This window comes from Hymenobacter antarcticus (assembly GCF_039539545.1).
GTDB lineage: Bacteria > Bacteroidota > Bacteroidia > Cytophagales > Hymenobacteraceae > Hymenobacter > Hymenobacter antarcticus.
In genome coordinates this window covers 26463-39441 of the sequence record NZ_BAABDI010000016.1, presented here as the reverse complement: position 1 = coordinate 39441, position 12979 = coordinate 26463, and the positions used below count along the sequence as shown (strand labels likewise).

At 58.9% G+C, this 12979-nt stretch carries 16 protein-coding genes; 15 read left to right on the top strand and 1 reads right to left on the bottom strand.

The features are described 5' to 3' along the window. Window positions 1–43 precede the first annotated feature (43 nt). The 7 genes from ABD819_RS12380 to pruA all read left to right on the top strand — a co-directional run bounded on the left by ABD819_RS12380 (window position 44) and on the right by pruA (window position 5465). Window positions 44–379, top strand: coding sequence for a 2Fe-2S iron-sulfur cluster-binding protein (locus ABD819_RS12380; protein WP_345124767.1), 336 nt, complete (start codon window positions 44–46; stop codon window positions 377–379). 109 nt (window positions 380–488) lie between these two features. Beyond that, a complete protein-coding gene (gene iscX, locus ABD819_RS12375; RefSeq protein WP_345124765.1) occupies window positions 489–725 on the top strand; it encodes a Fe-S cluster assembly protein IscX in 237 nt (78 codons plus the stop codon). A 144-nt stretch (window positions 726–869) separates the two neighbouring features. Then, window positions 870–1064 (top strand): cold-shock protein, encoded by a 195-nt coding sequence (locus tag ABD819_RS12370; RefSeq protein WP_345124763.1) that lies wholly within the window; start codon window positions 870–872, stop codon window positions 1062–1064. A gap of 146 nt (window positions 1065–1210) precedes the next feature. Further along, the gene (locus ABD819_RS12365; RefSeq protein ID WP_345124761.1) at window positions 1211–2143 is read left to right on the top strand and encodes a geranylgeranylglycerol-phosphate geranylgeranyltransferase; all 933 of its coding nucleotides are present in this window, start codon (window positions 1211–1213) and stop codon (window positions 2141–2143) included. 110 nt (window positions 2144–2253) lie between these two features. Then, a complete protein-coding gene (locus ABD819_RS12360) occupies window positions 2254–2946 on the top strand; it encodes a YjjG family noncanonical pyrimidine nucleotidase (protein ID WP_345124758.1) in 693 nt (230 codons plus the stop codon). A 142-nt stretch (window positions 2947–3088) separates the two neighbouring features. Next, window positions 3089–3637: a nucleoside/nucleotide kinase family protein gene (locus ABD819_RS12355; RefSeq protein ID WP_345124756.1), complete on the top strand. Its 549-nt coding sequence runs from the start codon at window positions 3089–3091 to the stop codon at window positions 3635–3637. A 163-nt stretch (window positions 3638–3800) separates the two neighbouring features. Beyond that, window positions 3801–5465 (top strand): L-glutamate gamma-semialdehyde dehydrogenase, encoded by a 1665-nt coding sequence (gene pruA, locus ABD819_RS12350; RefSeq protein ID WP_345124754.1) that lies wholly within the window; start codon window positions 3801–3803, stop codon window positions 5463–5465. Window positions 5466–5540: 75 nt separating this feature from the next. Here pruA and ABD819_RS12345 read toward each other — a convergent pair whose 3' ends face one another. Then, window positions 5541–6167, bottom strand: a complete 627-nt coding sequence (locus ABD819_RS12345) for a Uma2 family endonuclease (protein ID WP_345124752.1) — start codon at window positions 6165–6167, stop codon at window positions 5541–5543. A gap of 130 nt (window positions 6168–6297) precedes the next feature. Between ABD819_RS12345 and ABD819_RS12340 the strand changes: the two genes are divergently transcribed. From ABD819_RS12340 to ABD819_RS12305, 8 genes are all read left to right on the top strand, one after another. Continuing rightward, window positions 6298–6690: an NADH-quinone oxidoreductase subunit A gene (locus ABD819_RS12340; protein WP_345124750.1), complete on the top strand. Its 393-nt coding sequence runs from the start codon at window positions 6298–6300 to the stop codon at window positions 6688–6690. 73 nt (window positions 6691–6763) lie between these two features. Beyond that, window positions 6764–7318, top strand: coding sequence for an NADH-quinone oxidoreductase subunit B (locus ABD819_RS12335; RefSeq protein ID WP_229748950.1), 555 nt, complete (start codon window positions 6764–6766; stop codon window positions 7316–7318). Between the two features lie 106 nt (window positions 7319–7424). Then, window positions 7425–7985 carry an NADH-quinone oxidoreductase subunit C gene (locus ABD819_RS12330; protein ID WP_345124748.1) on the top strand — a complete coding sequence of 187 codons (561 nt, stop codon included), beginning with the start codon at window positions 7425–7427 and terminating at the stop codon, window positions 7983–7985. Window positions 7986–8175: 190 nt separating this feature from the next. Beyond that, window positions 8176–9363 (top strand): NADH-quinone oxidoreductase subunit D, encoded by a 1188-nt coding sequence (locus tag ABD819_RS12325; protein WP_345124902.1) that lies wholly within the window; start codon window positions 8176–8178, stop codon window positions 9361–9363. A gap of 21 nt (window positions 9364–9384) precedes the next feature. Beyond that, a complete protein-coding gene (locus ABD819_RS12320; RefSeq protein ID WP_345124746.1) occupies window positions 9385–9957 on the top strand; it encodes an NADH-quinone oxidoreductase subunit NuoE family protein in 573 nt (190 codons plus the stop codon). Between the two features lie 8 nt (window positions 9958–9965). Next, window positions 9966–10301 carry a hypothetical protein gene (locus tag ABD819_RS12315; RefSeq protein ID WP_345124744.1) on the top strand — a complete coding sequence of 112 codons (336 nt, stop codon included), beginning with the start codon at window positions 9966–9968 and terminating at the stop codon, window positions 10299–10301. A gap of 12 nt (window positions 10302–10313) precedes the next feature. Next, window positions 10314–11654, top strand: a complete 1341-nt coding sequence (gene nuoF, locus ABD819_RS12310) for an NADH-quinone oxidoreductase subunit NuoF (RefSeq protein ID WP_345124742.1) — start codon at window positions 10314–10316, stop codon at window positions 11652–11654. A gap of 183 nt (window positions 11655–11837) precedes the next feature. Continuing rightward, window positions 11838–12854: an NADH-quinone oxidoreductase subunit G gene (locus tag ABD819_RS12305; protein WP_345124740.1), complete on the top strand. Its 1017-nt coding sequence runs from the start codon at window positions 11838–11840 to the stop codon at window positions 12852–12854. Window positions 12855–12979: the final 125 nt, after the last annotated feature.

Here is a 12979-nt window from a genome sequence, read left to right as displayed (position 1 = left end):
GGCAGCAAACGCCGTGTTTTTTTCGACTTATCCGCTCCTTGTTTTGTCTGTTCCCGCCACCACCATCACCTTCCAGTTCAACGACGGCCAGCCGGCCCAGACCCACGTGGCGGCTTCCGGCGAATCGGTGCTCGACGTGGCCCTCAACAACGGCATTCAGCTGCAGCACAACTGCGGCGGGGTATGCGGATGCAGCACCTGCCACGTCTACATCAACGCGGGCGGCGATGACCTACCCGAGATTTCGGACAAGGAAGAAGACTTCATCGACCGCGCCGAGAACCCGCGCATCAACTCCCGCCTGGCCTGCCAGTGCGTAGTCGAGGCCGATATGCAGCTGGTCGTGACCGTACCACCCCAGCACTTTTTGGGACACTAAACTTGAATTAAAAATTATGAATTAAGAATTAAAAATGAGTGCGACAACTGCTTGCGCTTTTCGACTTCATAATTTTTAATTCTTAACTCATAATTTTTAATTCAAAACAATGAACCACTTTGAGCCCCCCATTCATTGGGCCGACCACGAGGACGTAGCCATGGCCCTCTACGAGAAGTTCGGCAAGGACTTCACCGAGGCCAAAATCTACCGCATCCGCTTCACCGATTTGATTGATTGGGTATTGAGCCTGAACAACTTCGACGGTACGCGTGAGCAGGCCACCGAGGGCCACCTCGAGCAGATTCAGGCCAAATGGGTGTACGAATGGCGCGATAACCAATAATGGACGAGCTTACCGGGCCGGCAGCCAACCCCACGCTGCTTTTCCGCGTAAGGTGGCCTGAAGTGGACATGTAGAATGCCATTTCAGGCATTGCGGCAGCCTTTACCCGGGCCGTTTCCCACTTTTCCACTTTTGTTTTTTTGCATGAAAACCGGCATCATTAAATTCTTCAACGAAGCCAAGGGCTATGGCTTCGTAACCGACGACGAAACGAAAGAAGACTTTTTCGTCCACGTAACTGGCCTCAACGGTGCCACAGTGCAGCAAAACGACCAGGTCGAATTCGAAACCCAGGAAGGCCGCAAAGGCATCAACGCCGTCAACATCCGCAAAATTTAAGTTACTGGCGCTACCACTGACATTCGCGGGATTTCCCGTCAGAAAGCTTCTCCGAACCCGGAGAAGCTTTTTTGTTGCCCGCCCTGGTCGCCGGCCATGCCCGGTCCGGCCCTTTCGCCGACCTTTGCCCCCGAACCGTGTCGCCGATGCCCCCGCCCCCACCCAAGCCGCCCGTCCCTGCCTCGCTCCCGGCCGAGCGTCTGCGCACGGCCCTGCCCACGCTGGTGCGCTGGCCCAACCTGCTGATTATGCTGCTGTGCCTGGCGCTGGTGCGGGCCGGCCTGCTGCTGCCCGGACTGCCGTGGCGGCAGTCGCTGCTGGCCCCGCGCTTTGGGCTGCTGGTGCTGGCGGCGCTGCTGGTAGCGGCGGCCGGCTACATCATCAACGACTATTACGACGTCAAAATCGACGCCATCAACCGACCCGACCGGCTGGTGATTGGCCGCGTGGTGAACCGGCGCAAGGCCATGCTGGCCCACATGGTGCTGAGCGGCGCGGGTGTGCTGCTGGCCGGCTGGCTGCACCCGGTGCTGGGCCTGGTCACGCTGGGCGCGGCCGCCCTGCTGTGGGGTTACTCGGCTCGCTTCAAGCGGGTTGCCTTGGTCGGCAACCTCAGCATTGCGACCCTAACGGCCGCCTTGGTGCTGCTCCCGGAGCTGCAACTGCAGCTGCAGCGCCACGACAGCCACAGCGTGGTGTGGCCCTACGCGCTGGCCGCCTTGCTGCTCACGATGGTGCGCGAAATCGTGAAGGATGTGGAAGACATGCGCGGCGATGCCCAGCACGGTTGCCGCACGCTGCCGCTGATTTGGGGCGTGGCGCGCACCAAATGGGTGGCGGGCTTTTTTCTGGCTTGCCTGGCCCTGCTCACGCTGGGGGCCACGGGCCGGGTTTTCGTGAGCGGACACTGGCCGCTGGGCACTTGGCTGGCGCTGCTGGTGCTGCTGCCCCTGGCCCAGCTGACGCGCCTGCTCATCCGGGCCGACCGGCGGCGGCACTTTCGCCACCTCAGCGCTTGGTGCAAGGGCATTATGCTGGCCGGCGTACTCAGCATGGCCCTGGCCGGCAGCATTAATTAATGGTTAGTGGTTAGTGATAAATGATGGATTGGGCATGCGTAAACCATCATCAACCACTCATCATCAACCACTCATCATTAACCATTAACCACTCATCACTAACCCCTATTATGAAATATCGTCACCTCTTCTTCGACCTCGACCACACGCTGTGGGACTTTGAGAAAAACGCCAACGAAACGCTGCATACGCTGTTTGAGCGGCATGATTTCGCGCGCTTCGGCACCTTCACCGTCGAGCAGTTTATCAGTATTTACAGCGACATCAACCACGCTCTCTGGCGCATGTATCAGAGCAATAAAATCACGCAGCAGCAATTGCGCGAAGTGCGCTTTGTGCGGACGCTCGCCAAGCTGGGCGTACCGGAAGACCAGGTGCCAGCCACTATCTCGGCCGAATTCACGGACCTGCTGCCGCAGAAATCGGCGGTGTTTCCCTACACCCACGAGGTGCTGGACTACCTGAAGCTGAGTTATCGCCTGCACCTGATAACCAACGGCTTCAACGATATTCAAAGCATCAAGCTGGCCTCGTCGAACCTCACGCACTACTTCGAGGAAATCATCACCTCCGACCACAGCGGCCACCTCAAGCCCGACCCGCGCATGTTCCGGCACGCGCTGGAGCGCACCGGCGCCACCGCCGCCGAAAGCCTGATGATTGGCGACAACCTGGAATGCGACGTTCTGGGAGCCTACAATGCCGGCATCGACCAGGTGTATTTCAACCCCGACAAGCGCCGCCACTTCAACACGATAACGCACGAAATCAGCTGCCTGAGTGAGTTAAAGGATATTTTATAAGCTTTGGTTATATAAAAGAACGTCATGCTGAGCGCAGCCGAAGCATGACGCTCGGTATAGTAATCCAATCGATTGAGTCACTACTACACGCGAGATGCTTCGGCTGCGCTCAGCATGACGTTCTAACTTCCCTTCCCAAACCATGGTACACCTCATTGGCCTATCCGGCCGCCGGGGCAGCGGCAAAGACACCGTGGCCCGGCTCATTCAGCAGCTACAGCCCCAGCGCATCTGGCAGATTCGCTCGTTTGGCGACTCTATTAAGTCCGTCTGCGCCGCCCTCACGGGCGAAGACGTAGCTCCCTACTATTCGCAAAAAGGCAAGGCCGGTCTGGTACCCACTTTCAAGCGCACGCGGGGCGAAATGCTTCAGCAGGTGGGCAGCGCCCTGCGCGTGTGGGAGCCCCTGGTATGGGTCGATGCCTTCTTCGCCGCGCTCCCGCCCGATGCCTTTGTGCTGGTGCCCGACGTGCGCTTCGCCAACGAAGCCGACCCCATCCGGGCCCGCGGCGGCCTCATGTTGCGCGTGGAAGGCGACCCGCTGCACCAGCGCGGCGACGGCACCCGCGACGATAACCACCCCAGCGAAACGGCCATGGACGACTACCCGCACTTCGCCGCCACCCTGCATAATAATGGCTCCCGCGACGACCTCACCCGGCAGGTGCGGGAGCTGCTGGGGTTGTTATGATATTGTTTTTGCAATTTCATGCAGTGTTGCGGGGTGTTAAAACCGCAGGGTTCCGCAGTGCCGTTTAACGAAAAACCCTGCGGCTTAACACCCCACGACACTGCGTGAAAGCTACTCAACTACCTTTGCCAACCAGAAACTAGCAACCAGAAACCCACCCACTATGGCCAACGGCTTTTTCAACGTCCCAGTCCCCATCAACGAGCCCGTGAAAGGCTACGCGCCCGGCTCCAAAGAGAAACTCGAGTTGCAGCAGCAGCTTAAGAGCCTGCGTAATCTGGAGCTGGACATTCCGATGTACATCAACGGCCAGGAAGTACGCACCGGCAAAACCCAGCGCATCAGCCCGCCGCACGACCACCAGCGCACCATCGGCCACTTCCACGCCGGCGACAAAACCCACGTTGCTCAGGCCATTGAGGCCGCGCTGGCCGCCCGCCCGGCCTGGGCCGAGATGCCCTGGGAGCACCGCGCCGCCATTTTCCTCAAAGCCGCCGATTTGCTGGCCGGCCCCTACCGCGCCCGCATCAACGCGGCCACCATGCTGGGACAGAGCAAGAATGCCTTCCAGGCCGAAATCGATGCCGCCTGCGAGCTGATTGACTTCTTCCGGTTCAACGTGCATTTCATGCAGCAGATTTACCAGCAGCAGCCCGAGAGCCTGCCCGGTATGTGGAACCGCCTGGAACACCGCCCGCTGGAGGGCTTCGTGTTCGCCCTCACGCCGTTCAACTTCACGTCCATCGCTGGCAACCTGCCCAGCTCGGCGGCCATGATGGGCAACGTGGTGGTGTGGAAGCCCGCCAACACTCAAATCTATTCGGCCCAGGTGCTGATGGAGCTGTTCAAGGAAGCCGGCGTGCCCGATGGCGTGATTAACCTCGTGTACGTGGACGGCCCCACGGCCGGCGACGTCATTTTCGCCCACCGCGACTTTGCCGGCATCCACTTCACCGGCTCCACCGGCGTGTTCCAGAACATCTGGAAAACCATCGGCCAGAACATTGCCAGCTACAAGTCCTACCCGCGCATCGTGGGCGAAACCGGCGGCAAGGACTTCATCCTCGCCCACCGCACAGCCCACGCCAAAGCCGTGGCCGTCGGCATCAGCCGGGGCGCGTTCGAGTATCAGGGCCAGAAATGCTCGGCCGCCTCGCGGGTCTACCTGCCTTCCAACCTCGCCGATGAAATCCTCGACTACGTGAAGGAAGACCTCGCCTCCTTCAAAATGGGCGACGTGGAAGACTTCTCCAACTTCGTGAATGCCGTAATCGACGAGAAGTCGTTCGATAAGCTGGCCAAATACATCGACGGCGCGAAGGCCGACCCGAACGCCGAAATCATCGCCGGCGGGGGCTACGACAAGTCGAAAGGCTACTTCATCGAGCCCACGGTCATCGTGACCAAAGACCCGAAATACGTGACGATGTGCGAGGAGCTGTTCGGCCCCGTGCTCACGGTGCACGTCTACGATGCCGACAAGTTTGAGGAAGCCCTGGAGCTGGTCGATACCACTTCGCCCTACGCCCTCACCGGCGCGGTGTTCTCGCAGGACCGGTACGCCATCGACCAGGCCTCGAAGAAGCTGGTGCACGCGGCCGGTAACTTTTACATCAACGACAAGCCCACCGGCGCGGTGGTGGGCCAGCAGCCCTTCGGCGGCGCCCGCGCCTCCGGCACCAACGACAAAGCCGGCTCCCTGCTAAACCTGCTCCGTTGGGTATCGCCCCGCGCCATCAAAGAAACCTTCGTACCCGTCACCGACTACCGCTACCCCTTCCTGGGCTCGGAGCCGGCCGAGGATTTGAACCGCGACAAAGGGTTGTAAGCGTCTTATCGAGTCAACAAAAAACCCCGCACGGTTAGCCGTGCGGGGTTTTTTGTTGACTCATACCAAGTCTATTCAGAACCGCTGGCCTCCGTAAGCAACCGCAGGCTCTTCGGCCACAAGTTTCAGCGGCGCGATGTCCGTCCCTTCATAAATCTCGGCCACCGTCAGGTTGATATTTAAGTCTGGAATAACCAACGTGTCATCCGCTTCCACCAGCGGCGTGAAGCTCCAGATGTTGCCGGGCTCGCGCCGGTACCACTCCACCAGCCACGAAGTCTGCGACACCAGCAAGTAGTGCTGAAGCGAAGGCAGCTGCTTGTACTGGTTGAATTTCCGGCCCCGGTCGTATTCGGCGGTCGAAGGCGATAGCACTTCGACGAGCAACACCGGTGCCTTTATTATCCGTTTGGCTTGCTGGTCGTCGGGGTCGCAGGTTATCATCACGTCGGGGTACGTGTAGTGGTGGCCTTCCTGCACGGCCAATTGCACACCTTCCATCACCACCTTGCACGGCCGACCGCGCAAAGCCTGCCGGAAATTCACATAGAAATTCCCACCCAGCATGTTGTGCGAAACGTCGGCACCAGCCATGGAAAACACTTCGCCATCGAAAAATTCGTGCTTGACTTCGCTTTGCTCCTCAAAGGCGAAATATTCCGCTACTATATACCGGCGTGGCTGTTGTTCTGCTTGTCCCATGGGTTATCGATTGCTTTCCAAATATACGCCCGTCAGGCCTGGTTTCACCTCATCATTGCGCCCCAACCCCGTGGGCGCTACCTTTGCCCTTCAGCGCCCGTGAGGCCTGCCTTCTATATATCTGACTGCTATGTATCTAGCCCTGCCGGCTGCCAATTATCAGCCTTCCGATTACCTCCCGATACTCATTCAATTCGGCCTGGCGCTGGCTTTCGTGGCCTTCGCCATGATTGTTTCGCACCTCGTGGGCCCCAAGCGCAGCAGCACGGTAAAGGACGCCTCCTTCGAGTGCGGCATCGAATCGGTGGGCAATGCCCGGACGCCGATTTCGGTAAAATACTTCCTTACGGCCATCGTGTTCGTGCTGTTCGACGTGGAAGTCATCTTTATGTACCCCTGGGCGGTGAACTTCCGCGCCCTGGGCAACGACGGGTTCATTGCCATGCTGCTGTTTATGTTCTTCCTGCTGGCGGGCTTCACCTATATCATCAAAAAAGGCATTCTGCGCTGGAACGAGGCGTAATTCCGCCAAACTTTTGCCGCTTGGCTGGTGTTGGTTACCGAGCCGATAGGCCTCCAAATCTGACTTTTATATGATGGATACCCGCGTTCCGGAAATCAAAACCGTGGAAGCCCCCGAAGGCGTCGAAGGCGCCGGCTTCTTCGCCACTTCGCTGGAGAAAGTGGTGGGCATGGCCCGCGCCAACTCGCTCTGGCCCTTGCCTTTCGCTACCTCCTGCTGCGGCATCGAGTTCATGGCCACCATGGGCTCGCACTACGATATCTCGCGCTTCGGCTCCGAGCGGCCCAGCTTCTCGCCCCGCCAGGCCGACCTGCTCATGGTGATGGGCACCATTGCCAAGAAAATGGCCCCCATCGTGAAACAGGTGTACGAGCAGATGGCCGAGCCCCGCTGGGTGCTGGCCATGGGTGCCTGCGCCTGCTCGGGCGGCATTTTCGACTCGTATTCCGTGCTGCAAGGCATCGACCGCATCATCCCGGTCGACGTGTACGTGCCCGGCTGCCCGCCCCGCCCCGAGCAGGTTATCGACGGCCTGATGCGGGTGCAGGACCTGGCCCGCAACGAATCAATGCGCCGCCGCAACGCGCCGGAGTATCAGGCCCTGCTCGAATCTTACAACATCAAGTAGCTTTTTTTAAGAGCTGAGAATTTAGAACCAAGAGCTTAGATAGCGACAGTATGCTTTCTGACTTGCCCTTTCTAAGCTCTCAGTTCTAAGCTCTCAGTTCTAAATAATGACTCCTCAGGAATCTGCCCCCGCCCCCGAAGTTGCCGTTGCCGAAGACCCGATAAAGGCTCAGAACGCGCAGGTGCTGGCTTTACTGCACCAGCTGTTTGGCGAGGCCACCTTTACCGATGTGGAGGAGCCTTACGGCCTGCTGACGGTGACTACCACGCGGGAGCGCATCCACGATATCATCGCCGGCCTGCAGCAGGACCAGGAGTTGAAGTTTCACTTTATGACCACGCTGTGTGGCATCAACTACCCGGAGAACGAGGGCCGGGAGCTGGGTGTTATCTATCACCTGCACAGCCTGACCCGGAATATCCGGCTGCGCCTAAAAATCTTCTTCCCCCTCGCCGACCCCACCGTGCCAACGATTTCGAACCTCTACTCCGCCGCCAACTGGCTGGAGCGCGAGACGTTCGACTTCTACGGCGTCATCTTCACCGGCCACCCCAATCTCGTTCGCATCCTCAACGTGGAGGACATGGACTACCACCCAATGCGGAAAGAATATCCGCTCGAAGACGGTACCCGCGAAGACAAAACCGACTTGTTTTTTGGCCGATAATACCTTTTTAGAACCTAGAAACTAGCGCTTAGAACTGAGACTCTATCTAGCTGCAAAGCCTTTTCTTACGCCTTTCTAAGCTCTACGTTCTAAATCTCTAAGCTCTATCCTGAATATGGCAGTAAACGACGCCCTGGCAGGCACCCACAAAATCACCGAAGAGGCCGCCGCCCAGCGCCACGGCCAGCTCATGCCCCTGCTCAACGACTTCAGCCAGGAGCTGACGACGCTGAACCTGGGCCCTACGCACCCGGCCACGCACGGCATTTTCCAGAACATCCTGCAGATGGACGGCGAGCGGATTGTATCCGGCGTGCCTACCATCGGCTACATCCACCGCGCGTTTGAGAAGATTGCCGAGCGCCGGCCCTTCTACCAGATTACGACGCTGACCGACCGGATGAACTACTGTTCGTCGCCCATCAACAACCTGGGCTGGCACATGACGGTGGAGAAGCTGCTCGGCGTGACCGTGCCCAAGCGGGCGCAGTACATTCGGGTGATTATGATGGAGCTGGCCCGCATTACCGACCACCTTATCTGCAACTCCATTCTGGGTGTGGACACGGGCGCGTTCACCGGCTTCCTGTACTTGTTTCAGGAACGGGAGAAAGTCTACGAAATCTACGAGGAGGTGTGCGGTGCCCGCCTTACCACCAACATGGGCCGCGTGGGCGGCATGGAGCGCGACCTCTCGCCGGCCGCCATCGCCAAGCTCCGCTCCTGGCTGAAGAGCTTCCCGGTGGTGATGAAGGAGTTCGAATCGATGTTCAACCGCAACCGCATTTTCATGGACCGCGTGGTGAACGTGGGCCCGATTTCGGCGGAAAAAGCGCTGAACTACGGTTTCACCGGCCCCAACCTGCGGGCGGCGGGCGTCGACTACGACGTGCGCGCCATGAACCCGTACTCGTCGTACGAGGACTTCGAGTTTGATATTCCGGTGGGCACCAACGGCGATACCTACGACCGGTTCATCGTGCGCAACGAGGAAATCTGGCAGAGCCTGCGCATTATCAATCAGGCGCTTGATAATCTGCCCGAAGGCCCCTACCACGCTGATGCGCCGCACTACTACCTGCCCGATAAGCCGGACGTGTACAAGAGCATGGAGGCGCTGATTTACCACTTCAAAATCGTGATGGGCGAGATTGACGCGCCCGTCGGCGAGGTGTACCACGCGGTGGAAGGTGGCAACGGCGAGCTGGGTTTCTACCTGGTTTCGGACGGGGGCCGCACGCCCTACCGCCTGCACTTCCGCCGGCCGTGCTTCATTTATTACCAGGCCTACCCGGAAATGGCCGTGGGCACGACGCTCTCGGACGCCATTGTTATTCTCTCGTCCATGAACGTCATCGCCGGCGAGCTGGACGCCTAGTTTTTGTTGAAATCGATTGATATGGAGCCGACGACCTTGCCCACGAAACTGCAATTCTCGCCCGCTGGCCAGGCGGAAATCAAGCGCCTGCTCACGCACTACCCGGCCGACCGGAGCAAATCGGCGATGTTGCCGATTCTGCACATCGCGCAGGCCGAGTTCGGCGGCTGGGTGAGCCCAGAGGTGCAGGACCTGGTGGCCGAAACGCTGAATATCAAGCCAATTGAAGTGTACGAAGTGGCCTCGTTCTACACCATGTACAACCTCAAGCCGGTGGGCAAGCATGTGCTGGAAATCTGCCGCACGGGCCCTTGCATGCTGCGTGGCTCCGACGAATTGACCGAGCACCTGGAGCGCATCACCGGCGCCAAAGTGGGCGAAACCTCGCCCGATGGCCTGTTCACGCTGAAGGAAGTGGAGTGCCTGGCCGCCTGCGGCTTCGCCCCCGTGGTGCAGGTGCGCGAGCAGTATTACGAGGAGCTGCACACACCGGAAGCGGTGGATGCCATGCTCAACGAGCTGCGCAGCCTGGTGCACCGCCCTATTTTGTCGTGGGAAGAAAACAGCCTGCCGAATTCAGTTCAACACAACTAACTGAAATCATGGCCGAACAGAATCAGGACTTACCGCTCGTCGTGTCGGAAATTTTAATTGAGATGCACGAATTGCGCGATGACATCAAGCAATTGCAGAAGGTCACGGTGCATCTTAACCAAAGTGTGGGAAAACTTGAGGGGGAAATGCGGGAGGTCAAAGGCGCTATTAATCAACTCGGCACCTCGCTTTCGGCTTCTATTAAAGCCCTGACTGAGGAAAGCCGCAGTAATACTGAAATGATGATTGCGGCCTTTAGAGAAGAAGGCCTGTACGTGCGTCAACTGTTGCAACAGCACGATGCCCGCATTACGCGACTGGAAGACAATCAGCCTAACAAATAAGCAGTTACCGCTATGGGACGCAAGCTATTAACCGAACATATCAACGTCGAAGGCATCAATACTTTCGAGGTGTACCGCAAGCACGGCGGCTACCGCTCCGTAGAGAAGGCGCTCAAAACGATGACGCCCGACGAGGTGACGGAGGAAGTCAAGAAGTCGGGCCTGCGCGGGCGCGGCGGCGCGGGCTTCCCGGCTGGCATGAAGTGGGGCTTTCTGGCCAAGCCGGAGGGCGTGCCGCGCTACCTAGTCTGCAATGCCGACGAATCAGAGCCAGGCACCTTTAAGGACCGGCAGCTGATGTCGAAACTGCCCCACCTGCTCATCGAGGGCATGATTACGGGCAGCTACGCCCTGGGGGCGCGCACCAGCTACATCTACATTCGCGGCGAGCTCTTGTACGTGCTGCGCATTCTGGAAAAGGCTATTGCAGAGGCCTACGCGGCGGGTTTCCTGGGCGAGAACATTCTCGGCTCGGGCTACTCGCTCGACTTGCACGTGCACCCCGGCGCCGGTGCCTACATCTGCGGTGAGGAAACCGCGCTGCTGGAATCGTTGGAAGGCAAGCGCGGCAACCCGCGCAACAAGCCGCCGTTCCCCGCCGTGCAGGGGCTCTACGCCCGCCCCACGGTGGTAAACAACGTGGAAACCATCGCGGCCGTGCCGATTATCGTGAACGAGGGCGGCGACGAATACGCCAAAATCGGCATCGGCAAAAGCACGGGCACCAAGCTCATTTCCGCCTGCGGCCACCTGAACAAGCCCGGCATCTACGAAATTGAGCTGGGCCTGCCGGTGGAGGAATTCATCTACTCCGATGAATACTGCGGCGGTATCTGGAAAGGGCGCGACCTGAAAGCAGTTGTGGCCGGGGGCTCGTCGGTGCCAATTCTGCCCAAGGAGCTGATTCTGAAAACCGCCGCCGGCGAGCCCCGCCTGATGACCTACGAGTCGCTGAGCGACGGCGGCTTCATCACGGGCACCATGCTGGGTTCGGGCGGCTTCATTGCGATGGACGAAACGACGTGCATCGTGAAGAACACCTGGAACTACAGCCGCTTTTACCACCACGAGTCGTGCGGGCAGTGCTCGCCCTGCCGCGAAGGCACCGGCTGGCTCGAAAAAGTGCTGCACCGCCTGGAGCACGGCCACGGCTCGATGCACGATATTGACCTGGTCGTGAGCGTGGCCAAGCAGATTGAAGGCAACACCATCTGCCCGCTGGGCGAAGCTGCGGCGTGGCCAGTGGCTGCCGCTGTACGTCACTTCCGCGACGAATTTGAATGGCATGTGAAGCATCCCAAAGAAGCTACGGCCCCCGGCGCGGTGTATCGCGGCGCGGCCGTACTGGCGTAAACCAGAACGATAAAAAAGAACGTCATGCTGAGCGCAGCGCAGCGCAGTTGAAGCATCTCTACTGCTTCGTTGAGTAGACTGAAATAGTACTGAGATAGAGATGCTTCGACTCCGCTGCGCTTCGCTCAGCATGACGTTCTTCTCTGCTCAGCATGACAGACGTAATTTTGATTAATTATCCCAATGGCTAAAATAACCTTCGACGGCATTGAGGTGGAAGTTCCCGACGGAACGACCATCCTGAACGCGGCCCGCCAGATTGGCGGCGGCATCGTGCCGCCCGCCATGTGCTACTACACGCCGCTGAAGGGCTCGGGCGGCAAGTGCCGCGCCTGCCTAGTGAAGGTATCGGCTGGCTCGGCCAAAGACCCGCGCCCCATGCCCAAGCTCGTGGCCTCATGCATCACGGCGGTGCAGGACGGTATGGTGGTCGAAAACACCATCAACCAGCAGGTGATGGACGTGCGCAAGGGCATCGTGGAAATGCTGCTCATCAACCACCCGCTCGACTGCCCGGTGTGCGACCAGGCCGGCGAGTGCGACCTGCAGGATTTCGCTTTTGAGCACGGCCTGAGCACCACCCGCTACGAGGAAGAGCGCCGCACGTTCGAGAAAATTGATATCGGCCCGCTCATTCAGTTGCACATGACGCGCTGCATCCTGTGCTACCGCTGCGTGTACGTGGCCGACCAGCTCACGCCCGAGCGCGTGCACGGTGTGCTGGGCCGCGGCGATGCCTCGGAAATCGGTACTTACATCGAGAATATCATCGACAACGACTTCAGCGGCAACGTTATCGACGTGTGCCCGGTGGGCGCGCTGACCGACAAAACTTTCCGCTTCAAGCAGCGCGTGTGGTTCACGAAGCCGGTGAATGCCCACCGCGACTGCGCTACCGACAAGTGCAACGGCCACGTAACCCTTTGGTACAAAGGCAAGGACGTGCTGCGCGTAACCGCCCGCAAGGACGAGTACGGCGAAGTGAAAGAGTGGATTTGCAACACTTGCCGCTTCGACAAAAAAGAAACCTCAGATTGGACGCTGGAAGGCCCGGCGCATATCAACCGTTCCTCGGTTATTGCCCAAAACCACTACGAGCTGCCGGTGATAAACCCGCAGGTGCTGGCCGATTTACCGGAAAGCACCACCCGAGAACTGGAACGTAATCCGCCGTTGCGATTGGGTGGCTTGAATAATTAAGCAGAACAATAATAACAGCACGTCATGCTGAGCTTGCCGAAGCATCTCTACCGCGCAAGTAATTAATTAGTGTTGCGGTAGAGATGCTTCGGCAAGCTCAGCATGACGTTCAAAAAGTTAAAAGC